Here is a 26,975-nt window from a genome sequence, read left to right on the forward strand (position 1 = left end):
AATAGGTAAGGAATAAAGGGGGCTGTCCAAAAGGTGAGTAAACCTCGAGGACAGCCCTGTTTCATAATCTGTAAAGAAAACAGGGCTATCCTCAAGTAGAGTTATCTACTTTTGGGACAGCCCTATTCACAATGTTATATTTTGGATTTTGAAATTTGTTATTTACCTTGGATTGCTCATCGCATTTTGTTTAGAGTCTGAGGAAAAGTTTCTTTGCGATGCGTCGGTGTAGAAGGAGCATTTTAATCCCCTTCAGGTTCGCCAACGTACAAGGAGCACCAGCGTTCAGCAGCTCTGAAAACCTGCGAAAGTGCAGCTTTTTTCAGTCAAATCGTCTGAAAAGAAGAAAAACCTGCAAAAATGCAGGTTTTTCACGCGCTGCCTTCCTGAAATCAAAAATGAAACCCGAATACATGTACGATTGCAGGAATATCTAATTCGGGAGTATTCAACGAAAAAAAAAGGTGTAGTATCGCAGGCTTACCACAATTGCAACCCACTTTTCACGTCTGGAACAACCTCTTTTCATGCTGCGCTGAAATGTGGTTTCATTCAAAATTACTAGTGTCAAGACAGATGTCCAAGCAAGATAGATCACCCCGCAGTAACTATTTAGAAATTAAGATTTAGGGGGGGGGATACTAAAAGAATCAAATGAACCATTAAACCCAACAAACAGTCTAACGCCTTATTTAGGTGTTAGACTGTTTAAGTTGATCGGTGCTAAGAAGCAACACAAGCAGCGAACTGTTCTTTAAACCAAGCTTCATCTAAGTTTCGCCCAATGATAACGAACTCACTAATGGGTACTTCATCGGGCTTCCATTTTCGATATGCACACCTTGAAAAATAACCCGATGTTGGACATCCTTGATTTGCAGGACTCCTTTATACCTAAGCGTATCTACACCATGGTCGGTTAGCCAAATCTTGGGAAAATGTTCTAGTTTATTCAAATCCAGAGGTCGTTCTTCTCGGAAAAAGATTGATTTTACCTCATCGTCATGCTCGTGGCTGTGAATGTCAAGAAACTCGGGATCCAGCTCAAGCTTCTTGTCCAATTCAAACGCATTAAGCCCTAGAATAAGCTGTAAATCAATGCTGGACTGCTCTGTGCGATACTGCTTGGCTGCAGGGTTCATGATGCGAAGGCGCTTCTCTAGCTGCAGCAGGTCCTCTTCCGAGACCAGATCTACTTTGTTGATAAGAAGAACGTCGGAGAAGGCTACTTGCTCTTGCGCTTCATGACCGTGGTCTAACTGAGCCTGCGCATGCTTCGAATCGACAACAGTGACGATCGCATCTAATCGATAATGGTCGGCAATTTGCTCATCTACGAAAAATGTTTGAGCTACGGGTGCTGGATCAGCCAGTCCTGTTGTCTCAATGAGAACACGGTCGAAATGGACTTGTTTACGGCCATTTATGCCGTTTCTCGCCTCCATAAGTTCATCCAAAATGCGAATGAGATCACCTCGAACCGTGCAACAGATACAGCCATTATTCATCTCAAAGATTTCTTCATCTGCACCAACGACAAGTTGATTATCAATGCCTACTTCACCGAATTCGTTTATGATGACGGCAATTCTTTCTCCATGGTTGGCCGTCATAACATGATTGAGCAAGGTTGTTTTGCCGGCGCCCAAGAAACCGGTTAACACAGTTACAGGGATACGCGAATCGATGTCCGGTTGTAAAAAAGACATAAAAACCCTCCTTAAACGTAATATTTACAATTAATAGTATAAATTTTTGGAGTTCGACTTGTCAATTCCTTTATAAAATGCTTAAAAAACATTAGTTGACGAATCTAAAATACGATGCTAGACTAACTTATAATCATAGTAAACAACTTGGTTTTTAAGTATATGTCCTACCGTACAAACGGAGGCGTTCCAAATTAACATTTGGAATGCCTTTTTTTATTTTTATTTAGGTTTTTCACACAATGCTCATGGCTGGTAAATGATGTTTTTTAAATATAAGGAGGTCATACACATGGCTAAAGTTTGGGAAAATAGTGAATTGCGCTTGACTGCGGACGTTCTTGTCATCGGAGGCGGTCCTTCAGGAACCTGGGCAGCCTTAACGGCAGCCTCTAAGGGAGCGAAGGTCATTCTGGTGGATAAAGGCTACTGCGGAACGAGTGGAGCTACAGCGCCGTCTGGCACAGGTGTTTGGTACGTTCAGCCGGATGAACAGCTTCGCGAAGAAGCCAGGCAGAGCCGGTACAAGCTTGGCGGGGAGCTCGCTGAAGTTCCATGGATGAATCGCGTGCTCAATCGCACCTATGAGAACATGAATAAGCTCAGTACGTTCGGATATCCATTTCCGCTGGACGATAGCGGGAATCCATACAAACGTGGGTTACAAGGTCCTGAGTACATGAAGCTGATGCGCAAGCTGGTGCATAAAACGGGCGTTCAAATTTTGGATCACAGCCCTGTACTCGAGCTGTTGGCCGATGAGCATGGCGTAGGCGGGGCCACCGGAGTTCGTACGCAAAGCGGACAAACGTGGACGGTACGTGCGGGTGCAGTAGTGATCGCCACAGGCGGTTGCGCATTCCTGAGCAAAGCACTGGGCTGTAATGTATTGACAGGAGACGGCTACTTGATAGCAGCAGAAGCGGGAGCAGATTTATCCGGCATGGAGTTTTCCAATGCTTACGCGATTGCCCCAACGTTTTCATCCGTTACCAAAACAGCCTATTACCGATACGCATCGTTTTACTATGAAGATGGCTCCATCGTTGAAGGCGCAGGCTCGCAGCGTGGGCGTTCCATCATCGCACGGAATTTGCTTCAAGGCCGTCAAGTATATGCCAGCCTCGATCAAGCGCCAGAGGATATTCGTCCGCTGCTGCGTGTGAATCAAACGAATTTCTTTCTGCCGTTTGATCGACTTGGCATTGATCCTTTCAAGGATAAATTTCCCATTACGCTTCGGTTGGAAGGGACGGTTCGGGGCACCGGCGGTATTCGCCTTGTGGATGAATCTTGCGCGACGATCGTGCCTGGTTTGTATGCGGCTGGAGATGCAGCAACTCGCGAACTGATTTGCGGCGGCTTTACCGGCGGCGCAGTCACAATGCGGCTTGGGCCATGTCCTCGGGTTCTTTTGCAGGAGAAGGAGCAGCCAAATTTGCCCAAAGCTTCGGGGATAGAACGATTGACCGCCAATTAAAGAGCGTGTCGACGTCGACATTGACGAAGAAGGGGGTTGGCGAGGGCAAGGGGCGTTCCGAAGAGGCGATTCGCGCTGTTCAAGAGGAAGTCATGCCGTATGATCGTAATTTGTTCCGCACGGAGAAAGGGCTTGAAGGGTCGCTGAGACGTTTGGACGGACTTTGGAACGATCTTCGCGAACGCGAGACAACGATAGATGTGGAGGGACTTCGCCATCGCGAAGCATCGGCCATGACAGCAACCGCACGATGGATGTATCGTTCAGCCAAAGCAAGGACTGAAACGAGAGGGATGCACAAAAGAGAAGATTTCCCGCATTTGGATAGCACACAAGGCTACCGTTTAATTACTGGCGGTCTTGACCAAGTATGGGTAAATCAAATTCAAGTTCAGAAGGAGGCCGTTCCCCATTGATTGAGATTGTCAGTGAATCCAAATGTGTGGCATGCAACTTATGTGTTTCTGTATGTCCCACCAACGTATTCGACCGCGTGGAGAACGGGATTCCCATCATTGCCCGTCAAAGCGATTGTCAGACTTGTTTTATGTGCGAGCTATATTGTCCTGCAGATGCCCTGTATGTATCGCCAGAACCGGATGGGCCGACGCTAGTCAGCGAAGAGACGCTTGAGGAGCAGGGATTGTTTGGCGGATACCGTGAAAAAGTAGGTTGGGGAAAAGGCCGTAAGCCTGTGGCTCAACATGCTTATCTGTATGAATTGGCGAAGCGAGCGACCTTTGTTTAGTCCGTTTACAAAAAACAAAATAATAAATCATAGGTGCAACGAAAGGTAGGCTGTTATATGTCCATAATCACTCCATCTCTTAACCAAGATGCTTTAAATCCTGAAGTGGAAGCCAATCGTAAGGCGGATCATCCTGTACATCCTCTGTTTCTAAATCGTTGGTCGTCGCGATCCTTCGATCCAAAAGAGGTATCAGACGAGACCCTTCACATCATTCTGGAAGCAGCTCGTTGGGCGCCTTCATCAAGCAATCTTCAACCATGGCGATTTATCGTCGCTAAGACAGAAGAGCAGAAGCAGAAATTTCAAACATTTATTAAACCGAACAACCGCTTGTGGACGGATCAGGCGCCTGTTTTAATCCTCATCATTTCCAACAAACATCGGCAAGACGGTGAATTGAGCGCCGCACATGCTTTCGATACGGGCGCAGCGTGGGCTTCGCTTGCCTTCCAAGCGAATATACTCGGACTTGCGACAAGAGCTGTCGGTGGATACGATAAAGAGAGCGCACGTGAAGTTCTGCATGTGCCTTCGGAATATGAGCTTCATGCTGTTATTGCGCTTGGTTACCGTGGGCCACGCGAATCATTGGCGGAAGATCTGCAAGAGCGAGAACTGCCTAATGGTCGCCGACCATTGAGCGAGAGCATCATCGACGGTTCTTTTTAATAAAATGTGCTGAATAAACGAAAAGCCGCTTATCCGGATTAGCTCCGGGCAAGCGGCTTTTTAACCACATAAGAAAGTATAAGTTTTCGGTTCCCGAAAACCGCTTTCTTATTGGCGATAAAACCTAATATAGGGATCTTTGGTCGAAGACCAAAGTCTCTCCTCTTTCAACGCGGTCGCTCATCATTGAATAGCCTCGATAGAGGTTTTCTCATAGGACTGGAACAAATCTCCTCAGGTCCAGCCTGATATCAGAGTAAGAAGCTCTCCGCCGATGGCGCCAAGCAGGACGATAACCCACGGAGGCAAATGCCAGAAGACCAATAAGCCAAATAGGATAATGGCTAGTGCAAAATCTAAAGGGTTTAGAATGGCAGATACCCATAGAGGATTATAAAGGGCAGCCAGCAGGATGCCGACAACCGCCGCATTAATGCCGACTAGCGCACCTTGAATCCGGACATTGCTTCTTAAGGTGTTCCAAAAAGGCAAAGCTCCAATAATTAATAAATAAGCAGGAAGAAAGATCGCCAGAGTGCCTACAATCGCGCCGCTGAATCCATTAGACATGGCTCCGAGATAGCTGCCAAATGTGAAAAGTGGTCCGGGAACGGCTTGCGTGGCTCCATAACCGGCCAAGAAGACCCCTTTGCTTACCCAACCTGGAGGCACCACCTCTCGCTCCAATAAAGGAAGAATGACATGCCCTCCGCCAAAAACCAAAGAACCTACCCGATAAAAGGAGTCAAACAGCGAAACTAACGGTGTGTGCCATAATCTACTTATAAGAGGAAGCGCAAAGAGCAAAAAGACATAAACGATTATACAACAGATAGCAAAAGATCGACTGACGCTAACCTGAAGAGCAGTCATTGCTTCACTTTTTACAGTTTTAAATAGATACATTCCTGCCAGCCCCGCGAGGATGATAAGAACAATCTGACTATACACAGCGTGCCAAAGCAGAGTCACGACGACAGCTAGCAGGGCTATGGAGGCCGTAGCCTTCGTTGACGCTAGCTTTTTACCCATGCTTAGAACAGCTTGGGCAACAATCGCAACGGCGACAATCTTGAGTCCGTGAATCCAGCCGGCACTGCTGATGTCGAATCCTTTTATCAATAAGGAAAAGAGAAGCAGCAGAATAATGGAGGGTAATGTAAAACCGAGCCAAGCGACGACTCCGCCCAGCAATCCGGCGCGAATCGTACCGATGCCTATGCCAACTTGGCTGCTTGCGGGACCCGGTAAAAACTGACATAGCGCAACGAGATCCGCGTAGCTTTTTTCATCCATCCAGTTTCTTTTTCGTATGTACGCGTTGTGAAAATACCCTAAGTGGGCGATAGGACCTCCAAACGAGGTCAGCCCCAATTGGCTCGAAACAAGAAAGACTTCAAGTAAAGATGAACGTTTATTTGTATTTGCAATAGGTTCCAACCTTCTCTTTCCTCCCATTATACAAGTGTTCTAGTATACATGATTATTGTACTGTGTGATGCGGGATATGCCTAGTAGGTTGTTTGCTGCGCTCCAGTACGAATCAGATAGTAAGCTCCACAGTCTTGTATCACAAGGCGCGAGCTTCGCGAGTATGATAAGGCATAGAGAATGGTCAGTTAGTTGGAGGTCAATGCCAATGGATAAAATACTTAGAAAGATGCTTCTTTCTCTTGGAAAATGGCGTCTGGCGAAACGATGGGCCAAAAAGTACGGTTTACGGTTTGGCGCATCCCGCTTTGTAGCCGGAGAGACCATTCAGCAATCGATTGCAGCTGTTCGTCAACTGAATGAATCCGGCCGGCTTGCTACCTTGGATCATTTGGGAGAATACGTTTCCAATGAGGATGAGGCGATTCAAGCGGCTGACATGTGCATACAAACGCTTGACGCTATCGCCAGCTCGGGTATGCAATCGCATCTCTCGCTCAAAATGACGTCACTCGGACTCGATCTCAGCAAGGAACTCTGCGTTAGCAACATGCAGCGGATTCTCGACCGAGCGCGTCTGCACGGTATTTTCGTTCGAATCGATATGGAGGATTACGCACATTGTCAAATTTCGATTGATGTGTTTAAAGAGCTGCGAAACTTATACGACAATGTTGGGATCGTCCTGCAAGCCTACTTATTTCGTACTTTGCAAGATGCAGCGGATATGCATAGGCTTGGGGCCAATTTACGCCTTGTTAAAGGAGCTTACAAAGAATCTCCGAAAGTGGCTTATCCTGCGAAAGAAGATGTGGACGAAAATTATAGAAAATTGATTCAGATGCATCTCGCAAACGGTCACTATACAGCCATTGCCAGTCATGATGAGGCCATTATTCATTTCACGAAGCAATACGTTAAAGAGTATAACATACCTAATGACCGCTTTGAATTTCAAATGCTTTATGGCATCTGCGAAGATCTTCAACATACATTGGTAAGCGCTGGATATCGGGTTCGTATTTATGTGCCTTATGGCCATGATTGGTTCGGGTATTTCATGCGGCGGTTAGCCGAGCGTCCAGCGAATGTCTGGTTCGTTCTGAAACATATATTCAAATAGCCTGATACCGGAGGAGAAATGAATATGAATTCATTCAGCCAAGTAAATACATTTACGAACGAACGGTTTACAAATTTTGCTTTGGAAGAAAATAAACTAGCGATGAAAAGAGCGATTGATAAGCAAAAAAGCGAGTTTGGCCACGAGTATCCGCTATATATTGGCGAGGAGAAAGTGTTCACGGAGGCTCGAATTACTTCGATTAATCCGGGAAATGTGGATGAAGTGATTGGGCACGTCAGCAAAGCGGATCAAACACTTGCCGAAAGAGCGATGACCGCAGCTCTTCAATCCTTCGATTCATGGAAGAAGTTCCCTGCTAGAGAGCGAGCCGAATATGTGTTGAAAGCAGCAGCCCTGCTGCGCGAGCGGAAGCATGAATTTTCAGCGCTTATGATTCTGGAGTCCGGTAAAAATTATGTGGAAGCCGATGTCGATACCGCAGAAGCGATTGATTTTATGGAGTTCTATGCACGGGAAAGCATCCGATTAAGCGAAGTGGATGAGGCAAAGCCTTTAGTAAAAATAGCTGGAGAGGATAATCACATTTCCTACATTCCTCTTGGTGTAGGAATCGTAATTCCCCCTTGGAATTTTCCCCTAGCCATTTGTGTGGGCATGACGATTGCAGCTATATTAGCGGGAAATACTGTGCTTTTAAAGCCAGCTTCCGCAACGCCTGTTATCGCGCATAAATTTGTCTCATTGATGGAGGAAGTAGGGCTCCCTGCCGGAGTCATCAATTTTATTCCGGGAAATGGGGCGGAAATAGGCGATTATTTAACGACTCATCCGAAAACGCGGTTCATTAGTTTCACAGGTTCTAAGGAAACGGGGCTGCGAATCAATAAGCTGGCTGCAGAGACAGCTTCAGGCCAAAGATGGATCAAGCGGGTCGTTGCAGAAATGGGTGGAAAAGATGGGATTGTGGTCGATGAAACGGCCGATCTGGATGCAGCGTCCCTAGCCATCGTGGCCTCAGCCTTCGGCTTCCAAGGGCAGAAATGTTCAGCAGGCTCGAGAGCCATTATCGTCGAATCTGTGTATGATCAGGTGGCGGCAAAGGTGGTTGCGCTTACGGAACAGCTTCAAGTCGGTTTGCCCGAACATAATTACTCCGCAGGTCCTGTTATCGATAAACATTCGTATGACAAGATAATGAGCTTTATGGAGATAGGCAAGAAAGAGGGCAAATTGCTTACCGGAGGAGAGAAAGCGGAAGGGAACGGGTTCTACATTCAACCGACTGTATTCGGGGATTTAAGCAGCAAGGCGCGTCTTATGCAGGAAGAGATCTTCGGGCCTGTTTTGGCGCTTGCCAAAGCGAAGGATTGGCAAGAGGCGATTGCGATCTATAACGATACTGAATTTGGGTTGACAGGTTCATATTTTTCAACGAATGAGGAGCGTATCGCCGAGGCATTAGAAACGGTACATTGCGGCAACTTATACATCAATCGCAAATGTACGGGTGCTTTAGTAGGCGTTCATCCATTCGGCGGCTTCAACATGTCGGGTACGGATTCCAAGGCAGGCGGATACGATTATCTGCTGCTGTTCACGCAGGCGAAGTTGACTTCACGCAAGATGTATTAACTCCCGAACACTTGCTCCTTCCCAACGGATTTGAGATAATGCTTCTATGAATTATAGAAGAATGGGAGTGACATTGTGGAATCGAACAAGAAGACATATGCTTTTATTGGTTCTTATGCAGATTCAAGTAATCCGGGGGTATACACCTGCCAGTATGACGTAGAAAATGGTCGCTTGGAACTTTCTTCACAAGTGGATGGCTTGCAGAATCCAACCTTTTTGACTGTGGATGCGACAAATGGGAGACTCTATGCACTAACAGAGGGTATGGACACGAATCAACAGCGCTGTGGGGCGGCAAGCGCCTATCAGGTAAATCCAGCTAATGGGGAATTAACTTTTCTTAATAACGAAATTACGCTGCCGGCAACAACTTGCCATATTCAATTAGACCAATCGAATCAGGTGGTCATGGTTGCAAGTTACCATGGTGGGATGGTTGGCTTATCCCCTGTGCTGGAAGATGGGAAAATAGGCGCTACCGCTGATATTCAGCAGCATGAAGGTGCCAGTATCCTATCCGTGCAGGATAGACCGCGTGCGCATTCTGTTTTCTTGGGTCGTGAGAATCGCTACGTTGGGGCTTGTGACTTAGGTTTGGACATCATTAAGCTGTATAAGCTTGATATAACTGCTAAGAAGCTGATTCCGCATCGTGACGTGCACGTAGCCCCAGGATCAGGTCCGCGGCATTTTGTTTTCCATCCGTCCTACGCTTTCGGTTATGTGATTAATGAGCTTGGCTCGACGGTAACAGCGTTCAGCTACGACGAGGATTTTGGAGAATTGACGGAAATTCAGACAATATCTACCCTTCCCGATTTTTTTGAAGGTGAGAATGCTTGCGCGGATATACATGTTTCGCCGGATGGCAATTATCTGTACGGATCTAACCGCGGTCATGAGAGCATTGTCGTGTACGCCATAGATCCTACTTCCGGCATGTTAACGGTTGTCGAATATGCCCCAACGCTTGGCAAGCATCCGCGTAATTTTGCTATTTCGCCAGATGGACGGTTTGTTTTCGTTGCGAATAAAGATACAGATAACATTGTCTCCTTCTCCAGAGACGCCCTTACGGGCAAGCTTATTCCTACCGGAAGTGAACTAACGCTGTCTAAACCGGTTTGCATCAAATTCGCTGAAGTGCAATGACCCCATTTACGGAGCGTGTCATTCAGATTATTCGATCAATCCCCGAGGGGAAAGTCATGACGTATGGTCAAATCGCCCAAGCTGCCGGCAGTCCCAGGGGAGCAAGGCAAGTCGTGCGCATTTTGCACGCCATGAGCCAAAAATATCAGCTTCCGTGGCACAGAGTGATTAATGCCAAAGGTCAAATTGCGATTATGGACGATGAAGGCTTTGAACTGCAATGCTTTCTGCTGCAAGCTGAGGGCGTGACAATAACAGACCGGAGATACGTCTCGCTGGAACATTATCTGTATCAATGGGAAGATTGCTTATAGCGAAAAAGGCCTTCGATGATAACAAGAGTAAGCTTACCCTGTGTATATATGCACGGAGCGGGCTTGCTCTTTTTGTTAGGTAGGGGTTACCTGATACGACAATGGGGTGGTGAATAATCTCGATCGCGACAATCGGGGATTTTTTTTCACTTCTTTTAGCCCAAAAGTTGAGAAAAGAAAAATAGGTAGTTACAAAGTTTATTAGAGAGGAATAGACTAACTGTATCAATTGGCCATACGGACAGGAGGCATGTTATGAATGACAGAACCTTGTATCTTTTCGATGGCATTAATAAAAGCTCTGTAAAACCGATTGTCGAGCAAATCATAAAGATTAATCAATATGATGATGACAAAGATAAGAAAGAAAAGGACTTCAAGCGCGTGCCTATTGACCTTATTATTAACAGTAACGGCGGCAGCGTGTATGATGGACTTGGTCTGATCAATGTGATTGATAACAGCAAGACACCCGTTCATACGTATGTTTATGGGCTTGCTGCAAGTATGAGCTTATTGATTGCTGTAAGTGGTCATAAGCGATATGCAGGCAGATTAAGTACGTTCATGTACCATTCTGTTTCCAACCATATCGATGGACATTTGGAGCATTTGAAAAACCGCATTGATGAAACACAAAGATTGCAAAATATTTACGATCAGTATATTTTATCGAAAACCAAGTTAGCTACTGCGGATATCCTAAGTGTTCAGGAACATCAACGAAATTGGTATATGAGCCCCGATGAAGCATTGGCGCTAGGTATTATCGATGAAATTGTATAAGAGTAAGGAGAGAAGCCTCGGTGTTTCTCTTTTCTTTGTTTTTTCTCTTGTTTTGGTGTTTAATGATAGGAAAGAGAGAGGGCTGGCGGCTGAAGCTGCCTCCGAGAAAAGGAGATTTCTGCTGTGTATAAGATTGTATTTTTCGATATTGACGGTACGTTAATTAATGAGGATAAGCAAATTCCTGCCAGTACGTTGGAGGCGGTCCACCAACTGAAACAACGAGGAATTGAACCTGTTATAGCGACAGGACGAGCGCCTTATTTCATCAAACCCTTGGCCGAGCAGCTTGGCATTGATTCTTATGTTTGTATGAACGGTGGATACGCCGTTTACCGCGGAGAGCCTCTCTATAAAAGAATTATTGAGAAGAGCAGCATGGAAGCTTTGGTAGCATTGGCTGCGAAACATAAGCATTCTCTTGTATTTGAGGGAGAGCATGCCTTTTTCACAGATGCAGAGGAGCACCCTTTTGTCATAGGAGCAGTTTCTTCTTTAAAAGTGGACTTGCCTGCCTATGACCCTCATTTCTGGAAAACGAATGATATATATCAAATCTTCCTTCACTGTGAAGAAGCGGACGAGCATCTGTATGAAGAAATGAAGTCAGACTTTAAGTTGATTCGTTGGCACCAACATGCCATTGACGTTCTGCCTGCCGGAGGCTCGAAAGCGCAAGGTATTGCCGCATTGTTAGAGCTGATCGGATTGAAGCCAGAAGATGCGGTAGCATTTGGAGACGGACTTAATGATATAGAAATGCTATCGTTTGTCGGACATGGCGTTGCGATGGGCAACAGCCATCCAGATCTGCTTCCTTATGCGGATGATGTAACGACACATGTGGATGAAGACGGTATCCGTAACGGTCTTATCAAGCTAGGATTGCTTTAATTACTTATTGGATAGAAAATGAAAAGTCATGAACAGGGTGAACACAATGAAAATAGCTTTTTTTGATTCGGGACTAGGTGGAATATCCGTTCTAAGTGAAGCCATGAAGCAACTGCCCAAAGAGGATTTTGTGTATTTCGCGGATACGCTGCATGTGCCTTATGGAACGAAATCGAAGGAAGAGGTTCTTGGATTTGTGAAACAGTCCGTGGACCGCATCATTAAAGAAGAGGTCAAAGCTCTCGTCATCGCATGTAATACAGCCACAAGTATCGCCATTTCCGAATTGCGTAGTACCTTTGATATTCCTATTATCGGTATGGAACCTGCGGTAAAACCTGCGCTCGCGATGAACCGATCGACAGGAAAAAGAGTTTTAGTGCTAGCGACTCCGCTAACCCTGAAGCAAGCCAAGTACAAAGATCTAGTTTCACGGATAGATGATTTGGGATGGTAGATTCATTGCCGCTACCTGGATTAGTCGAATATTGTGAGCAGCTTCATATGGATGGACCGGAAATCAATAACTATTTTATGACCAAGCTCTTGCCGTTTGATCTCGAATCTTATGGGACAGTGGTACTTGGATGTACGCATTATCCATTTTATAGAAAAGTGTTAAAAGAAATTTTTCCTAGTGATATCCAAATCGTTGATGGCAGCGTGGGTACGGTAAATCGCTTAAAGCAGTTATTGGCGAATAAAGATCAATTGCAGGGCAGGGGAAATTCTTCTGTTAAGTTTCTCTGCTCGAATGATGATCAAACTTATTTGAAAAAGATGGAGTTGGCATTGCAGATCATCAAGAGCAAAGGCTAACTGTGAATGATTGTAAAAAGAGTGAATAGAATAAAACAAATTGTGCCATGAGATGACATTAAATGATATGGATAGACAACGCATTCTGATCCAACTATACTACTGAAAGAGGGTTTTGATACTGGGAACCTTAACCCTTGGTTAAAAAGTAGATATCAACTTGTATCAGGAAGTGTAAAGCTCCATGAGAATCAATTCCAAAATTATTTACATCACTTTTATTATCGTTATTTTGCTTCTGGTTACGAACAATACGTCTTATTACTGGTACACGAAATCGTTATTGACGCATGATTTATCTGAACGCATGGAATCAACAGCTAATCAAATTCGCACCTCCATAGAACAGTCAGAAGAAGGCTCCTTCTATGTGGAGGATTTAATCGGCGAAAACTTACGATCAGTTGCTTTATTTGCCAAAGGTCAATTGGACCCGGACATAAATAAGGTGACGAATGAACAGCTTGTCCACCTAGCTCAGCAGTACGGGATCGATGGGATTTCCCTGATGCAGCGAGTCGGGGATGATATTCTGATGCTCAGGTCATCTGAACCTAAAGAATTAAAAATTGCTTCGACCAAAGCATTCGGCTATTGGTTTACTGCCTTTAGCCAATTATTGGATGATCACCAGGTTACGATTCCTGAAGGACAGAAATTAACTAATTTCTGGTCAGGCATCTATGAGGTACCTGCTTCCGGTTCTAGCGATGTGAGCAAATTCGGCTATTACAATGATGGGACAAGGGATTATCTGATTTGTGTGTTTGTGAATGCTGACAAGATTCAGAGGTTTAAACAAATTGTAGGTGCTGACACGATTGCTAAGAAAACGCTCGCATCGAATCCTGATATTATGGAAATATCAGGATTGAACGGCGTTACATTTGGCACAAATCCAATTGAATATAAGGATAGCAATGGCCTAGCCTATATTTCTGTGTATGATCGGCCTGTTTTATTTGGGACCTATCAGATTGCAAATGTGAAGGATATCGACTACGTTACGCAAGCCATGAATTCGAAAGAACCTGTCAGTGTCGTTGAAAAGTGGGAAGGCAAGTCTATTTTGAAAACGTTTATGTACGTACCGGTGAAAGCCCAGTTATCCAAAGTACAGCGTGAAGTCCCTTATGTGATTACGATTGTATCGAATTATGAAAACATTCAACAAACACTAAATAAACAGCTTATTCAGCTTTTGCTTATTATCATTTTATTTACATTATTTAGTTGTTTATTTATGTACTTAGTTTTTCGCTATGTCTCCAGAAGCCGTGAAACCGCTGTCCAATCTACACAAGAAATGTACATTCAAAATGTGGATCTTATGTTTGCTACCATTCGCAGTCAGAGGCATGACTTTCTGAATCATGTACAGACAATGTATGCACTGCTTTCAAAAGGGAAGAAAGAAGACCAGATGAGGTACATGAAAGAACTGATCGAAGAGATTAATGAAGTCAACGATATCATTCGAATCGGTCACCCAGCCATCGCGGCGTTAATCCAAGCAAAGATTGCGCTTGCTATGAGAACGAAAATATCGTTTCATTATCACTTCACAGGTCTTGACAGCTTATCTCTGGGGGTCAAGTCCGTTGATATTGTAAAGATTATTGGCAATTTAATTGACAATGCGTTCGATGAAGTTAATAAATTTCCACTTCCAGAGCGTGAGGTAACGGTAGAAGGTTGGTCGGATTCAAAGTTTTTCTTTATCTCGGTCATGAATCCCGTACAAGAGGATTTCAGTCAAAACTATGAGATGATGTTTAATATCGGGTACAGCACCAAAACAGATGGTGAGCATCAAGGGCTTGGTTTGTCCGTTGTTAAGGAAAGAATAGAACATTATAAAGGAACCATAGAGGTGTTCTCAGAGGACGGCTGCATTCGATTCCAATTATCGATTCCCATGCAATAAGAGGTAGAGGAGAATATGATGAACATTCACTTAGCAGGACAAACAGCGCTGATTACCGGCGCAACAGGTCAACTGGGGCGTGTCATGGCACTTACACTCGCGCGCTGCGGTGCTGATATTGTTATTCATTACATTCGCAATGAAGCTAAGGCGGTTGAATTGGCGCTGGAAATTGAGAAACTAGGCTGCCGCGCGATGATCGTCCAAGCGGACATAACCAAAGCCGATGAGATCGCGGCTATGAAAGAAAGAGCGATCACACTTACGGGAGCCGTTGATATTGTGGTCGCAAATGCGGTTGTCCAGTACGAATGGACCTCCGTACTTGAACAACCGATTGAAGATTACATTAGTCAATTTGAGTCCTGTGTGCTGCAAAGTGTATATCTGGCGAAGACATTCGTTCCTGATATGGTCAGTCGCAAGAAAGGACGAATCATCGGCATCAATACGGAATGTTCCATGCAGAACTTCCCAACCCAGTCGGCATATGTGGCCGGCAAAAGGGGCATGGACGGCTTATACCGCGTGCTGGCAAAAGAAGTCGGCAGCTCCCAAGTAACGGTTAATCAGGTAGCGCCAGGATGGACGATCAGTGAAAAGGATCGTGACAATCATAGCGAAATACAGGAAGCATACGATGGCCAAGTTCCGCTGAAGCGTCGTGGGACAGATCAGGAGATTGCCAATGTTGTCGCGTTCTTGGCATCTGATTTTGCTAGCTTTATTACAGGCGCATACATTCCTGTTAATGGCGGCAACGTGATGCCAGCGATATAGAAGTGTTGGTTACACAGACGTTGAGGTCAGTTAAAAGGTTGGTAAATTGTCTAAGTTATTAGATGGGTCGCCATCGGCGTCTGATCTCAAGTGCATCTCATGATCTCTGCCGCGAAATAAATTCAGGTGGGCAATTTCATTATTGGCAACCATCGTTTGAGCGGTTTTATAGTCAACAACCAAACCTGACGATAGCTGCAGCTCAATAATATCACCATCTCCATTTTTTCTTACGGCAACAACTTGTTCGATTGGTTGATTCATAGGTCATTCCTCCTTTTGTTTAGGATTAGAAAAAATGGGACATTTTATGCATGAAAAGGGTTGTACAAGAGCCATATTCGCTCTAGTACAACCCTTAGCTTCTTCATAGAAGCAGAACCATAGAATTGAAAGACGGCAGGCAATCCATTAAATGAAGTGAGGATGCTTTTTTTAGTGATGGAAAGAAAATTTGTCAAGTAGTGTCGTTGAATTGTTGAGAAACAGTGCATAAATCTTGACTAACGGATGGCGAACCTTCACTATAAGGATATACTGTTTACCGGAAAGGAAACGACACATGTCAGAAAAAACGACTGTTGAAGAAATGATCGCGATTATGTCAAGGAATGGTTGGAGAATAACGGAGCAAAGACGGACGCTTGCAGAAATTTTTGCGAAGTCTGACGGTTATTTATCACCCAAATATGTCTATGATCAGATGACTGTCAGCTATCCAAGCGTCAGCTTCGATACGGTTTATCGGAATTTACGCTTGTTAAGTGATATGGGTGCTTTGGAACAATTTTATTTTATGGAAGGCGGATTGAAATTTCGCAATACATGCCTTCATCACCACCACCATCATCTCATCTGTACACATTGTGAGAAGACATTAACATTTGATTATTGTCCAATGGAAACCTCTTTACAGCTGCCGGGTCATTTTAAAATTACGAATCATCGTTTTGAAGTTTATGGCATTTGTGAAGAATGTCAAGCTTAATATACAGGCACCTAAATGGAGGATCAGAGCGAATAAGCTGTTGCAAGTTGGACAGCTTATTTGCTTTTTAGGTTGACATCGGTCCTAAAAAGAGATATATTTCTTCTTGTAATAAGTAATTATTACGATTTGGTTCTTCTGATTCGTAATATTTACGTTTAATATTCGTAATAATTACATGATTGCATTTGTGGAATTTACACATATAGTTCGAAAGGATTTGAGATTATGTTAGTTGCCTCGATGAATGGGGTGGAGTTTGGTTACAATGACGTACCCTGTATCCAAGATGCAAGTGTAGAAATTCAATCGGGCGAGTTTGTTGCTGTTACAGGCCCGAATGGGGCGGCTAAATCAACCTTGCTTAAATTGCTTTTGGGTTTGCTCGTTCCTTGGAAAGGAGACATTTTCTTATCTTCCACAAATAAGGAAGGCAAGAAGCTGCGAGTAGGCTATGTGTCACAACAAATCTCGGCGTTCAATAGCGGATTCCCCAGCACGATCCTAGAGTTTGTTCGATCCGGCAGGTATGCAAGCGGATCTTGGTTTCGCAAGCTTCGCCAAGAAGATGAACAGCAAACGGAGAAAGCGCTTCGTCAGGTCGGCATGTGGGAGCTGCGCGAGCGCAAAATAGGGGAGCTCTCAGGCGGACAAAAGCAGCGAATATGCATTGCCCGCGCACTGGCTCAAGAGCCTGATATGCTTGTGTTGGATGAGCCAACCACTGGGATGGATCATGAGAGTCGGTTTGGCTTCTATGATTTAATGCATCATCAAGTGAAAGAGCATGGCCGAACCGTCGTTATGGTGACACATGGCCTTTCTGAAGTTGCTCCTTACTTGGATCGCATCATTGAGTTGGAGCGAAAGGAGGACGGAGGATGGAAATGCTGCACTACGACTTCATGCAGCGGGCATTTTGTGCCGGTGGGTTAATTGCTGTTATCGCTTCAATCCTAGGCGTGTATCTCATGCTTCGCAGACAAGCTCTGATGGCCGATATGCTCTCCCATGTTTCATTGGCCGGGGTTGCAGGTGGCGCCTATTTACATATCAATCCAACCTTGATGGGTTTTGTTGTCGCTACGCTGGGAGCTATTGCCGTTGAATACGTAAGGCGATCTTACAAATCGTATAGTGAGATTTCGGTCGCTATTATCATGGTGGGCGGGTTATCATCTGCTGTGGTCATTATGAGCCTCAACCAAAGCATTAACAAAGGCTTTTCCGCTTACTTGTTCGGCTCTGTAGTGGCTGTGAATGAGACGGAGCTTATGCTGATGCTGATCGTATCGCTTGTGGGGGGGATCTTCTTTTATGTGTTCAGACGCCCGCTCTATCAAATCACTTTCGACGAAGATACGGCGAAGACGAATGGGTTGCCTGTCAAGTGGATTTCTCTTAGCTTCAGTGTGTTAACAGGGATGATTGTCTCAGCAGCGATGCCCATTGTCGGTGTTCTGCTTGTGTCCGCACTTATTGTACTTCCGGCGGCACTGGCTATACGCATCGCGCCTAGCTTTACCTCGGCTCTTTTTCTGGCTATGGGGATTGGCCTGCTTGGCGTATTTTCAGGACTTACGGCTTCTTACCAGTCAGTACGCCGCCCGGCGGCACAATTGCACTCTTACTGTTGTTTTTTCTTGTTTTAGGTATGAGTTTGAAAAAGCTTTTAGTCAAATACGGTAAAGCTCGAAATCAACAAAAGGTTGAAGCGGCAGCTTCTTTTAACAGCAGCATACCGCGCATGTCCAAAGAATCGGTTGTATCATCATTCAATTATCAGGAGGATTTAAAATGAAACAAACATGGATTGCCAAATCACTTGCTCTTACGGCTGTGTCAGCCGTTATCTTATCAGGTTGTGGTTCCGTTACTTCATCAAGCAACGGCAAACTGAATGTCGTCACAACGTTTTACCCCATGTATGAATTCACGAAACAAGTTGCGGGTGATCATGCTGATGTTATTGCGTTGATTCCTCCAGGAGCGGAGCCGCACGATTGGGAACCTAGCGCCAAAGACATGAAAAAATTAAAAGAAGCAAAGCTCTTCGTCTACAATGGTATCGTTGAAGGTTGGGCAGAAAAAGCGTTAAAGAGTGCAGGAAATGATAAACGCGTCGTGGTTGAGGCTAGTAAAGGGATCGAATTGATGGAAGGGTTGCCTGAAGAAGGGGATCAAGCCAACAAGAATGAAAAAGTATTAGACCCGCATGTTTGGCTGGATCCTGTCCTTGCACAAAAAGAAGTTGAAGCGATCCAAGCGGGATTAGCTCAAGCAGATCCTGATCACAAAGATGATTATCGCAAAAATGCCGATGCTTACATTGTCAAGCTCAAAGCATTGGACGAGTCCTTTAAAGCAGGTTTGAAAAATGTGAAGCGCAAGGAGTTCGTCACACAGCATGCTGCTTTCGGTTATTTGGCTAAAGACTACGGTTTGACACAGGTGCCAATTGCCGGACTTTCCCCTGAAGAAGAGCCAGCCCCAGATAAGATGGCTGATATCATCAAATTTGCCAAAGAAAATAAAGTGAAAACCATTTTCTTTGAAACGTTGGTTGATCCGAAAGTTGCGAACACGATTGCCAAAGAAATCGGTGCCAAAACGGATGTGCTTAATCCATTGGAAGGTCTGACCGATGAGGATAAAAAGAATAAATTGGACTACTTAGGCATCATGACAAACAATTTGGAAGCTCTGAAAAAAGCATTAAACGAATAAAATCGCACGTAATTACGATATTAAATAGTAATATTTACATTGTGGGGAATTGCGGAAAGCAAGCCTTGTGTTTGCTTATTTTCTCGACATTAATACGTAAATATTACGAATATAGGAGGGCAGTTACGATGACAAACAAAAAAATACCCGTAACCGTATTGAGTGGTTATCTCGGAGCAGGCAAGACAACACTTTTAAATCATGTATTGAACAACCGAGATGGCTTGAAAGTGGCTGTTATAGTGAATGATTTAAGTGAAGTGAATATTGATGCTGAATTAATTCGTGAAGGAAATGGGATTTCCCGCACCAATGAAAGCTTGGTTGAAATGTCGAATGGCTGCATCTGCTGTACGCTGCGCGATGACCTCCTGAAGGAAGTCGAACGTTTAGCCAAGGAAAATAAGTTTGATTATATTTTAATTGAATCTACAGGGGTGGGTGAGCCCCTGCCGGTCGCCCAAACGTTCACTTATCTGAATGAGGAGCAGGGTATTGATTTATCCCAGTTTTGTCGATTGGATTGTATGGTCACCGTTGTGGACGCCTACCGATTCTGGACGGACTACTCCTCTGGCGAAACACTTCTTGAGCGCAGTCAAGCGGTTGGGGAAGACGATACCCGTGAGGTTGTTGACCTTCTTATCGATCAAATTGAGTTCTGCGATGTGTTGATTTTAAATAAATGCGACATGATCGAAGCGGAGGATTTGGATGAGCTTGAAGGCGTTCTTCGTTCCCTGCAGCCGCGTGCCAAATTCATTCGTTCGATTCATGGTCAAGTGACACCTGCGGAAATTCTGAATACGCATCTGTTTGATTTCGATGAAGCCAGCACTTCCGCTGGTTGGATGAAAGAGATGGAGAAAGAAACACATACCCCAGAAACCGAAGAATATGGCATTTCTTCTTTCGTATATGAGCGAGTCAGACCCTTCGAACCTTCACGGCTGATGAGCTGGATGGAAGAGTGGCCGGCTGAAATCGTCAGAGCGAAAGGGATTATGTGGTTGGCAACACGGAATGATTTCGCCCAGAACATCAGCCAAGCAGGTCCTTCAATTCGGTTCGGACCAGCAGGATATTGGGTATCTGCACTGCCTGATGGTGAGCGGGAAGCCGTTCTTGAAGAAGATGCTGACCAGATTAAGCATTGGGATGACACTTATGACGATCGAATTAACAAGGTCGTGTTTATCGGAATGGGCATGGATCAAGCTGAGCTCATAGCCTCATTGGATGCCTGCTTGTTAACAGAAGCAGAAATGCAAGGCGACTGGCATGCTTTCGTAGATGAACTTCCGAATTCGATCATGGAATTGGAAGAAGCCTGTCCGCTACCGCAGTAAGATTGGGTATGATTAGGAATAGGAGGTGAACCGCATGAGAGTGATCATTACATTGGCATGTACAGAAACCGGTGATAGAAACTATACAACGACCAAAAACAAAAGAACACAAACCTCCCGTCTGGAGCTTAAAAAGTATTGTCCACGATTGAAGCGTGTAACGCTTCATCGCGAAACGCGTTAATGGTTTGTTACTGAAGGGTTGCTAGAAGCAACTAAGAATAAACGACTCCGTCGTCCTTCTAGGACGACCCGTTTGTCAAGGTAGATGCGAAGCAAAAGTATAAAACTTATACTTTCGTATCTACTAAGAAAGTCCGGGCTATTGTGTCCGGCTTTCTGTTTATTCCGATCATCGAGCAGGAGGTTGAAGCAGATGACAAGCAGGAACGCCACGTGGAAAGCGAGATTATACAGAGTCATCATCCTGAAGCTCATTGGAAGCGGCGAGAACAGGAGCTAGTCGCTTGGACTGCCAAAGTGAAGCAGCGCAAGCATCCAAAGAAAACGAAGCTGCTTGAGCAGTTTCACGTTGATGCTGAATTGTATACTGCGTTATCGATCCTTCGTCGGAAGCTAATACCTACAGAATATTCCTGTGCCGGCGTGAGTCTGCTTGATGAACCTGAAGACCATTCACTTTATGCCTATATAACGCTCTTAGCGACAGAACGCACAGAGCAATTCGTCCAACTGACCATGAAGCGCATGAGACATCGTTTATTGGTCACGTTTGAACCTGAACGGAACCGTTACGATCTTTCATCCTTTTACATAGGCCATAATCGTTCCTTTTGCCTGCTGCTGCAGCATTGCGCTGATAGCTTTGAGGCGGAGCAAAGGGAGGCCATAAATGAACAAAGCGAGGAGCACGTACAGCAATGACGAACCGCAGAAATATCCGTTTGCCGAAATCCAAAGGGATAGAAACCGCAACGGTGTATACGCCAAATGAATGTCTGAAAAAAATAAAGCATATCGTCCTTCAAGAAAATAATCGCCTCATTGTGGAAGAGTTTATTACCATTCAGAACATGAGAGAAAAATTTGAAGAAGCGGATGTGTCAGTTCCGAATAAAATCGTCATGTTCGGCCCTCCAGGAACGGGGAAGACGTTAACAGCCTTTTATCTTGCCCATCGCCTGGAACTGCCGCTTATCGTCGTACGTTTGGACGCGATTATTCATAGCCATTTGGGGGAAACGGGATCTAATATTCGGAAAATATTCGAATACGCCAAACTGGCGCCATGCGTGCTTTTCCTGGATGAGTTCGACGCGATAGCGCGAGCGCGAGATTCCATCGATGAAGTGAAGGAGATGGCGCGCGTTGTCAACACACTTCTGCAATGTCTGGATGAGTTTCAAGGCGATAGCACGTTTATAGCCGCAACGAATTTGGAGGAGGAATTGGACCATGCCGTTTGGCGGAGGTTCGATACTCGGATGACCTATGGGCTGCCAGGAAAAGCAGAGTTGGGTTTATTTTTAGCCAAATTAATTGGGGATTCAACAGATGATCAAGCGCTCATCGAACAGGCAACGGAGTTTCTGGAAGGCTGCAGTTTCGCTGATATTGAGCAAATTATTTTGAAGGCTAAACGTAAAATGATTATAGAAGACAGTGTTATGAGCTATGACAAAATTGTGGATGGACATACCGCATACAATCCTAGATCGTCACGGCGCGAGGCGGAAGCACTGTATGCTTAATCTGACTGGTAAACGATGGACCGTTATTTTCCGGTAATCTCGATATGGGTGGAAGGAGAGCGCAATGAATGACAGTCAATCATCAACTCGCAGAACAGTTAAAGAAATTGTCAGACCGAGGCATGCGGCTTACTGAACAGCGCAAAGCTATGATATGTCTGTTGTTGAATTCCGCGCGTCCCTTATCCGCCGTGGACATTTATCAGGAGATGGAGAAAGAATTTAACGGTCTTAGCTATGGTACCGTTTACCAGAATATTAAGCTGTTTAAAGAGCTGCTCATTATCGAATCCTTTGTACTGGCTGATGAAGTGCGTTTTCGGGTCATCAATCGAGAAAAACCGATGTATTATCTAATCTGTATGGATTGTGAACGCACCATACCGGTGGATGTACAGCCGGAAGAACTTGGTCTTCCTATGCCTACCAAGAGTTTTCAACCTGTTAGCTACAAACTTGATGTGTATGGCTACTGTGTGGACTGCAATACGTTGAACCATTAAGATCCAACCTAGAAAGGTGTTGCATAAATGAGTATTCAATCGTTAGAAGAGAGAATTCCGGTGACGGTATTAAGTGGCTATTTGGGTGCTGGCAAGACAACACTTTTAAATCATATATTGAACAATCGCGAAGGCTTGAAGGTTGCTGTGATTGTGAACGATTTGAGCGAAGTGAACGTTGACGCGGATTTGATTCGCGATGGCGGAGGTCTCAGCCGAACCGAGGAGAAGTTGGTTGAAATGTCGAATGGCTGCATTTGCTGTACGCTGCGTGATGACTTGCTGCAAGAAATTGAACGCCTGGCCTTAGAGAAACGCTTTGACTACATTTTAATCGAATCTACGGGCGTTGGGGAGCCTCTGCCAGTGGCCCAAACGTTCACCTATGTGGATGAAGAGAAGCAAATTGATTTATCCAAGCTCACTCGCCTAGACACGATGGTCACCGTAGTGGACGCCTTTCACTTCTGGCAGGATTATAACACGCGTGAAAGCTTCAGGGATCGTGGTCAAGACGCTAGCGAGGATGATACGAGGAATGTGGTCAGTCTTCTAACCGAGCAAGTCGAGTTTTGTGATGTTCTCATCATTAACAAGTGCGATATGGTAAGTGAAGAGGAACTGGTGAAACTTGAATTTGCGTTGAAAGGGCTGCAGCCGAGGGCCAATATCATTCGCACTTCACATGGGAAAGTAGATCCTAAAGCGATCCTCAATACGCATCTATTTAATTTCGAGGAAGCAAGTCAATCTGCTGGCTGGATTCAGGAATTGCAAAAAGAAACACATACGCCGGAGACAGAAGAATATGGGATAGCCTCCTTCGTGTATACGCGTAAGATCCCCTTTCACCCGGATCGTTTTCTCAAATGGATGGCCAAATGGCCGAAGTCCATCGTTCGTTCCAAAGGGTTAGTCTGGCTGGCAAGTCGGAATCAGATGGCGATTTCATTCAGTCAAGCTGGCGTTTCGCGTCAATTGTCTCCTGCTGGCTTATGGGTAGCCTCGATGTCGGAAGAAGAGCGTACGATGCATTTTGGCAGCGATTTTCCGAAATCGCTGGATTGGGATGATGTATGGGGAGATCGGGTTACGAAGCTGGTATTCATCGGCATAGAGATGGACCGTTCAGAGATCATACGAACTTTGGATGAAACGTTATTAACGTCTGAAGAGATGAACAGTAATTGGCGAACATTTAAAGATCCACTTCCTGAGTTTTATGGCTAATGAACTTCGAAAACGGAGCTATTCCTATCATCGTTAGATGATCTGGGAACAGCTCCGTTTTTTCATATCCACAAAATGTTGTTTCTAATCTCATTTTGAATATGATGGCTATACAGCAAAATCATCAGAGACCGATCTATGTGGCGGGAACGATTAAACATGTCACGAACACCGAGTTTCTGAAACGGTGTTGGTTGTTTCGGTTCCAAATCAACTGGAAGGGCCAAGAGATCTTCTGCGGCATTCTGAATTACAGGATGCGTCCAATCGGTCCTTGGCGCTGAGCGAGCCTATTGTCGTGCTGCAGAACCGGGCAAAGATGTGGAAATTCGGTTTGCTCAATGCCAACGGCGATTATATCGTGAGGCTGCCTTAATTCCATCCCGGGATGTGTAGAAGCGGGGAGATTAGGTGAGTGCCTAAAAGTAAGAGCAAGCTAATCGCAAGCAGCAGCCAACGGAAGGCTGTTTCGCCTATCGATCCTGTGTCGATAGCTAACACTTTGGGAAGAAGACGAATTCTGATGGGTACTGGCCAGAACAGTTGGACACCTCGATCATTGAGCAAATCAATAAGAGGATGAGAAGCATAGGCAAGCATGAAGACCCAGAAATATAGATTGGATAAGGGCATTACAAACATGCTTAGCAAAAGCATAAAAAGTATGGAGTGAGTAAGCGTGCGATGCTTAACTTTTAGCAGCTGAAGCAGCGCAGATAGTGGGAAGAGGACTTTAGCCATTGTCGACCCGGGTTTGTCTACGTCAGCTAACGTGCCCGCTAAGCAGCCAAGCAGAAGGGCCCCGGCTGTGTCCAAAGAGAAGAAGCTGACATCTTGATACATGAGTACGATCTCCGCGGAAATAAATCCGGCAATACTGTGTGTTTTTTGTAGCACGATACAAACGCCTGCCCCTATAAGATTGATGGATAACTGTATACGATTCGAAACGGGATCGGAAATTGAGGGGGTTATTGCTGGCAAAGCCCATCTTTATCCTATGAAATTGGATCGTCTCTTCCATAATTTTTGTCATTTTCTAAATATGCGATATAATTAGTGGAGGGAAACATACGAGGAGGAGCTTGCTGCCATGATGGTTTTTAATGCAATGGAATCGATTGTCATGAATTTATTTGAAGAATTTGAAAAAAACTATGAGCGCAAATGTACATGCGATCGTTGTAAAGAGGATATTCTTGCTCTGGTTTTAAACCATATACCTCCGAAATACACCTCCAGTGAAAAAGGACAGCTATATGTTAAAAGCTTGTATATGAATCAGCAGATACAATCGGATGTCATGAAAGAACTAATACAAGCTGCTTTAATAGTTGAGCATAATCAGAATCATCGAGAAGAATGATAGAGCACTTACTTCAATAGGAAAAGGGGGAGACACGGGGTCTCTCCCTTTTCCTATTTGAATGGAGAATCTCCAGGCGTCGAGAAAGTCTCGGCTGCCTGAGGTTTTCCTGTTTAATGATACGGGGAGATGGTTAGCTTCTGAGCGTTTTATCCAACTCCGAACGTGCTTTTGGCGTCGGGTTCGGTTTTCAACGTGTTGAGAGCTTCCTGTCTTAATTACTCCTTATTTAAAATCACCTAACAAATAATTGTAGAAAGGCTCATCAACCCAGAACTTGTAGGAATCTACGGAAAGACTAGGGTTAATTTTCTTGATGCCCTCTATGACTTCGGCAGATTTATTATTTAGAGAAAAGGACTGTGCGTAATAATGCCCTTTGGAGATTTTGTTATTCGAAATGGTCTTGTAATCCTTCAGCTCTGTTAATGAATAATAGAGAGGTTGCCACCAAGAGGAATAAATAAGTCCTTGTTGATCCTTGCTATCTTTCTTCGCATATTGGAAAATGACCTTTTGGAATTTATCCTTCTGCTGCGCGTTGTCAAATTCGAATTCGATGTCATATTCCTTCGCATACGCGATGAAATTACCGTTGTCGATCTGAACGACTTGGTAATCGTCAGTTTGAGTAGGCTCTCCCCATTCTTTCAAATAAATGAAAGCAGAAGTTTTCGGTTCCAGCTGAACTTTGGCTTGAATGCCTTCGCTGCGCAAGAGACCAATAAGCTGAAGGGCATGCTTAATATCGGAATGTCCGTAAGTGAGAGATAATTTTTGATCGAAATTAGCATTGAAACGGGCATCTTTCAGGTTATAGCCTGTGACTAGGTTTTTCTTCAAAGCTTCATCAAACACGGCGCGCAGGTCGCTTGCTGTGATGAGGTCTTCCGTTTTCCAAGCTTGATTAATTTTAGCGAAAATATCATCTTCATTTGTTGTACCTATGTAATTTTTGTTCAGACCTTGGAATGAAAGGATTTTACCCAACAGTTCATTGGCAAAAAGGCTGTCTGCAGGTGCATCTGCTTTGAAATTGGCATACCATTCAGTAGGGATAAGGCCTGTATCAATAGCGGCAGCCAGCTCCTGCGCGGCTTGGAAACTAAGTTGGTCTGCATTGTAGGAGATATGCAGCTTGGCTAGTGATGATTTAATTTTGTCGGTAGGATATGTATAGGCCAGTTCTTTCAGTCCGGCCGCTTTCAGGGCAAGAAAAGTAGCTTGCAGTTCGGTAAGGGGAGCATCGCCTTGCAGGGTTCCATTTGTAAGAATACCATTTTCATAAAGAGCCTGAGCTGCTTTGTAATAAGGGCTGTCTTTTTGTAAATCAGTGAACTTGTTTTCTTGATCTTTGGCCTCATAGTTGAAAATACGGTTAATTGCGTTAACGAAAGAACCCTTGGTCAGGGAATTGGACAAGTTAATGTTATATTGGTCCTTCAAGAATTGCTGGTTAGCTAATTCAGATCCTTTTGTTTCAGCAGCAAAAGCAGCAGGGCTTAACGCAGTAACCGTCAGGCTGGATAATAGAACAGCGGACAAAGCAATCGTACGTACAGACTTTAAGGAATGTAAAACTTTCATAGAGCCAAACACCTCCGAGTAGTTATAAAATCATATAGGAATAGTAAGATTTATTGCAATATATCAATTTCGAGCCGAT

Annotated in this window: 25 protein-coding genes and 4 pseudogenes; 24 read left to right on the forward strand and 5 right to left on the reverse strand. The window is 44.6% G+C overall.

All coding sequences use genetic code 11. The features are described from left to right. Positions 1-723: 723 nt before the first annotated feature. Positions 724-1,709 (reverse strand): annotated as a pseudogene (locus FU659_RS28490) (CobW family GTP-binding protein). A 292-nt stretch (positions 1,710-2,001) separates the two neighbouring features. On the opposite strand from FU659_RS28490, the pseudogene FU659_RS28495 reads away from it, so the two are divergent. From FU659_RS28495 to FU659_RS28505, 3 genes and pseudogenes are all read left to right on the forward strand, one after another. Further along, a pseudogene (locus FU659_RS28495) lies at positions 2,002-3,605 on the forward strand (FAD-dependent oxidoreductase). After that, a complete protein-coding gene (locus tag FU659_RS28500) occupies positions 3,602-3,937 on the forward strand; it encodes a 4Fe-4S dicluster domain-containing protein (protein WP_147950672.1) in 336 nt (111 codons plus the stop codon). Before FU659_RS28495 ends, FU659_RS28500 begins: the two are co-directional and overlap by 4 nt. 57 nt (positions 3,938-3,994) lie before the next feature. Continuing rightward, positions 3,995-4,609: a nitroreductase family protein gene (locus tag FU659_RS28505; RefSeq protein WP_147950673.1), complete on the forward strand. Its 615-nt coding sequence runs from the start codon at positions 3,995-3,997 to the stop codon at positions 4,607-4,609. A gap of 234 nt (positions 4,610-4,843) precedes the next feature. Here FU659_RS28505 and chrA read toward each other — a convergent pair whose 3' ends face one another. Continuing rightward, complete coding sequence (gene chrA / locus FU659_RS28510) at positions 4,844-6,067, reverse strand: chromate efflux transporter (RefSeq protein ID WP_147950674.1); 1,224 nt, start codon at positions 6,065-6,067, stop codon at positions 4,844-4,846. 181 nt (positions 6,068-6,248) lie between these two features. Here chrA and FU659_RS28515 point away from each other — a divergent pair, with 181 nt between their 5' ends. The 9 genes and pseudogenes from FU659_RS28515 (at position 6,249) to FU659_RS28555 (ending at position 15,434) form a co-directional block, all read left to right on the forward strand. Next, positions 6,249-7,163 (forward strand): proline dehydrogenase family protein, encoded by a 915-nt coding sequence (locus FU659_RS28515; protein ID WP_147950675.1) that lies wholly within the window; start codon positions 6,249-6,251, stop codon positions 7,161-7,163. A gap of 24 nt (positions 7,164-7,187) precedes the next feature. After that, entirely contained in the window at positions 7,188-8,759 is a 1,572-nt protein-coding gene (pruA, locus tag FU659_RS28520; protein WP_147950676.1) for an L-glutamate gamma-semialdehyde dehydrogenase, read from the forward strand. Between the two features lie 75 nt (positions 8,760-8,834). Further along, positions 8,835-9,914, forward strand: a complete 1,080-nt coding sequence (locus tag FU659_RS28525) for a lactonase family protein (RefSeq protein ID WP_147950677.1) — start codon at positions 8,835-8,837, stop codon at positions 9,912-9,914. After that, positions 9,911-10,228 carry an MGMT family protein gene (locus tag FU659_RS28530; protein ID WP_147950678.1) on the forward strand — a complete coding sequence of 106 codons (318 nt, stop codon included), beginning with the start codon at positions 9,911-9,913 and terminating at the stop codon, positions 10,226-10,228. Before FU659_RS28525 ends, FU659_RS28530 begins: the two co-directional genes overlap by 4 nt. A gap of 255 nt (positions 10,229-10,483) precedes the next feature. Next, positions 10,484-11,014 (forward strand): ATP-dependent Clp protease proteolytic subunit, encoded by a 531-nt coding sequence (locus FU659_RS28535; protein ID WP_147950679.1) that lies wholly within the window; start codon positions 10,484-10,486, stop codon positions 11,012-11,014. A gap of 123 nt (positions 11,015-11,137) precedes the next feature. After that, on the forward strand, positions 11,138-11,908 hold the full coding sequence (locus FU659_RS28540) for a Cof-type HAD-IIB family hydrolase (RefSeq protein ID WP_261808113.1): 771 nt from the start codon (positions 11,138-11,140) through the stop codon (positions 11,906-11,908). Between the two features lie 46 nt (positions 11,909-11,954). After that, positions 11,955-12,727 (forward strand): annotated as a pseudogene (gene murI, locus FU659_RS28545) (glutamate racemase). 184 nt (positions 12,728-12,911) lie between these two features. Then, a complete protein-coding gene (locus FU659_RS28550) occupies positions 12,912-14,654 on the forward strand; it encodes a sensor histidine kinase (RefSeq protein WP_147950681.1) in 1,743 nt (580 codons plus the stop codon). An 18-nt stretch (positions 14,655-14,672) separates the two neighbouring features. Continuing rightward, positions 14,673-15,434: an SDR family NAD(P)-dependent oxidoreductase gene (locus FU659_RS28555; RefSeq protein ID WP_147950701.1), complete on the forward strand. Its 762-nt coding sequence runs from the start codon at positions 14,673-14,675 to the stop codon at positions 15,432-15,434. Positions 15,435-15,464: 30 nt separating this feature from the next. On the opposite strand, the gene FU659_RS28560 is transcribed toward FU659_RS28555, so the two are convergent. Continuing rightward, positions 15,465-15,698, reverse strand: a complete 234-nt coding sequence (locus tag FU659_RS28560; RefSeq protein ID WP_147950682.1) for a DUF3892 domain-containing protein — start codon at positions 15,696-15,698, stop codon at positions 15,465-15,467. A 298-nt stretch (positions 15,699-15,996) separates the two neighbouring features. Here FU659_RS28560 and FU659_RS28565 point away from each other — a divergent pair, with 298 nt between their 5' ends. From FU659_RS28565 to FU659_RS28615, 11 genes and pseudogenes are all read left to right on the forward strand, one after another. Next, entirely contained in the window at positions 15,997-16,422 is a 426-nt protein-coding gene (locus tag FU659_RS28565) for a Fur family transcriptional regulator (protein ID WP_147950683.1), read from the forward strand. A gap of 228 nt (positions 16,423-16,650) precedes the next feature. After that, a complete protein-coding gene (locus FU659_RS28570) occupies positions 16,651-17,358 on the forward strand; it encodes a metal ABC transporter ATP-binding protein (RefSeq protein ID WP_147950684.1) in 708 nt (235 codons plus the stop codon). After that, a pseudogene (locus FU659_RS28575) lies at positions 17,304-18,223 on the forward strand (metal ABC transporter permease). The gene FU659_RS28570 and the pseudogene FU659_RS28575 overlap by 55 nt, the downstream one beginning before the upstream one ends. Next, positions 18,220-19,149 (forward strand): metal ABC transporter substrate-binding protein, encoded by a 930-nt coding sequence (locus tag FU659_RS28580; protein ID WP_147950685.1) that lies wholly within the window; start codon positions 18,220-18,222, stop codon positions 19,147-19,149. The pseudogene FU659_RS28575 and the gene FU659_RS28580 overlap by 4 nt, the downstream one beginning before the upstream one ends. A gap of 128 nt (positions 19,150-19,277) precedes the next feature. Continuing rightward, entirely contained in the window at positions 19,278-20,498 is a 1,221-nt protein-coding gene (locus FU659_RS28585) for a GTP-binding protein (RefSeq protein ID WP_147950686.1), read from the forward strand. A 34-nt stretch (positions 20,499-20,532) separates the two neighbouring features. Next, positions 20,533-20,682 carry a 50S ribosomal protein L33 gene (gene rpmG / locus FU659_RS28590; protein ID WP_147950687.1) on the forward strand — a complete coding sequence of 50 codons (150 nt, stop codon included), beginning with the start codon at positions 20,533-20,535 and terminating at the stop codon, positions 20,680-20,682. 143 nt (positions 20,683-20,825) lie between these two features. Further along, the gene (locus FU659_RS28595; RefSeq protein ID WP_261808114.1) at positions 20,826-21,383 is read left to right on the forward strand and encodes a hypothetical protein; all 558 of its coding nucleotides are present in this window, start codon (positions 20,826-20,828) and stop codon (positions 21,381-21,383) included. Beyond that, on the forward strand, positions 21,380-22,210 hold the full coding sequence (locus FU659_RS28600; RefSeq protein WP_147950688.1) for an AAA family ATPase: 831 nt from the start codon (positions 21,380-21,382) through the stop codon (positions 22,208-22,210). The genes FU659_RS28595 and FU659_RS28600 overlap by 4 nt, the downstream gene beginning before the upstream one ends. Before the next feature lie 68 nt (positions 22,211-22,278). Next, positions 22,279-22,713 carry a Fur family transcriptional regulator gene (locus FU659_RS28605; protein ID WP_147950689.1) on the forward strand — a complete coding sequence of 145 codons (435 nt, stop codon included), beginning with the start codon at positions 22,279-22,281 and terminating at the stop codon, positions 22,711-22,713. Positions 22,714-22,740: 27 nt separating this feature from the next. Beyond that, a complete protein-coding gene (locus tag FU659_RS28610) occupies positions 22,741-23,943 on the forward strand; it encodes a GTP-binding protein (protein ID WP_147950690.1) in 1,203 nt (400 codons plus the stop codon). A 187-nt stretch (positions 23,944-24,130) separates the two neighbouring features. Then, on the forward strand, positions 24,131-24,319 hold the full coding sequence (locus FU659_RS28615; RefSeq protein ID WP_147950691.1) for a hypothetical protein: 189 nt from the start codon (positions 24,131-24,133) through the stop codon (positions 24,317-24,319). Here FU659_RS28615 and FU659_RS28620 read toward each other — a convergent pair. Continuing rightward, positions 24,316-24,840 (reverse strand): metal-dependent hydrolase, encoded by a 525-nt coding sequence (locus FU659_RS28620; protein ID WP_147950692.1) that lies wholly within the window; start codon positions 24,838-24,840, stop codon positions 24,316-24,318. The two genes, FU659_RS28615 and FU659_RS28620, sit on opposite strands and share 4 nt — an antisense overlap. A gap of 196 nt (positions 24,841-25,036) precedes the next feature. Between FU659_RS28620 and FU659_RS28625 the strand changes: the two genes are divergently transcribed. Further along, positions 25,037-25,309 (forward strand): late competence development ComFB family protein, encoded by a 273-nt coding sequence (locus FU659_RS28625; protein WP_147950693.1) that lies wholly within the window; start codon positions 25,037-25,039, stop codon positions 25,307-25,309. A 225-nt stretch (positions 25,310-25,534) separates the two neighbouring features. On the opposite strand, the gene FU659_RS28630 is transcribed toward FU659_RS28625, so the two are convergent. Beyond that, complete coding sequence (locus FU659_RS28630) at positions 25,535-26,896, reverse strand: S-layer homology domain-containing protein (protein ID WP_147950694.1); 1,362 nt, start codon at positions 26,894-26,896, stop codon at positions 25,535-25,537. Positions 26,897-26,975 lie beyond the last annotated feature (79 nt).

This window comes from Paenibacillus sp. N3.4 (assembly GCF_008017805.1).
Classification (GTDB): domain Bacteria; phylum Bacillota; class Bacilli; order Paenibacillales; family NBRC-103111; genus Paenibacillus_E.

Excerpts from the sequence above, each read along its gene's own strand:
- FU659_RS28505 (WP_147950673.1), top strand. The coding sequence starts at position 3,995 with ATGTCCATAATCACTCCATCTCTTAACCAAGATGCTTTAAATCCTGAA.
- chrA (WP_147950674.1), bottom strand. The coding sequence starts at position 6,067 with ATGGGAGGAAAGAGAAGGTTGGAACCTATTGCAAATACAAATAAACGT.
- FU659_RS28515 (WP_147950675.1), top strand. The coding sequence starts at position 6,249 with ATGGATAAAATACTTAGAAAGATGCTTCTTTCTCTTGGAAAATGGCGT.
- pruA (WP_147950676.1), top strand. The coding sequence starts at position 7,188 with ATGAATTCATTCAGCCAAGTAAATACATTTACGAACGAACGGTTTACA.
- FU659_RS28530 (WP_147950678.1), top strand. The coding sequence starts at position 9,911 with ATGACCCCATTTACGGAGCGTGTCATTCAGATTATTCGATCAATCCCC.
- FU659_RS28535 (WP_147950679.1), top strand. The coding sequence starts at position 10,484 with ATGAATGACAGAACCTTGTATCTTTTCGATGGCATTAATAAAAGCTCT.
- FU659_RS28550 (WP_147950681.1), top strand. The coding sequence starts at position 12,912 with ATGAGAATCAATTCCAAAATTATTTACATCACTTTTATTATCGTTATT.
- FU659_RS28555 (WP_147950701.1), top strand. The coding sequence starts at position 14,673 with ATGAACATTCACTTAGCAGGACAAACAGCGCTGATTACCGGCGCAACA.
- FU659_RS28560 (WP_147950682.1), bottom strand. The coding sequence starts at position 15,698 with ATGAATCAACCAATCGAACAAGTTGTTGCCGTAAGAAAAAATGGAGAT.
- FU659_RS28565 (WP_147950683.1), top strand. The coding sequence starts at position 15,997 with ATGTCAGAAAAAACGACTGTTGAAGAAATGATCGCGATTATGTCAAGG.
- FU659_RS28570 (WP_147950684.1), top strand. The coding sequence starts at position 16,651 with ATGTTAGTTGCCTCGATGAATGGGGTGGAGTTTGGTTACAATGACGTA.
- FU659_RS28580 (WP_147950685.1), top strand. The coding sequence starts at position 18,220 with ATGAAACAAACATGGATTGCCAAATCACTTGCTCTTACGGCTGTGTCA.
- FU659_RS28585 (WP_147950686.1), top strand. The coding sequence starts at position 19,278 with ATGACAAACAAAAAAATACCCGTAACCGTATTGAGTGGTTATCTCGGA.
- rpmG (WP_147950687.1), top strand. The coding sequence starts at position 20,533 with ATGAGAGTGATCATTACATTGGCATGTACAGAAACCGGTGATAGAAAC.
- FU659_RS28600 (WP_147950688.1), top strand. The coding sequence starts at position 21,380 with ATGACGAACCGCAGAAATATCCGTTTGCCGAAATCCAAAGGGATAGAA.
- FU659_RS28605 (WP_147950689.1), top strand. The coding sequence starts at position 22,279 with ATGACAGTCAATCATCAACTCGCAGAACAGTTAAAGAAATTGTCAGAC.
- FU659_RS28610 (WP_147950690.1), top strand. The coding sequence starts at position 22,741 with ATGAGTATTCAATCGTTAGAAGAGAGAATTCCGGTGACGGTATTAAGT.
- FU659_RS28625 (WP_147950693.1), top strand. The coding sequence starts at position 25,037 with ATGATGGTTTTTAATGCAATGGAATCGATTGTCATGAATTTATTTGAA.
- FU659_RS28630 (WP_147950694.1), bottom strand. The coding sequence starts at position 26,896 with ATGAAAGTTTTACATTCCTTAAAGTCTGTACGTACGATTGCTTTGTCC.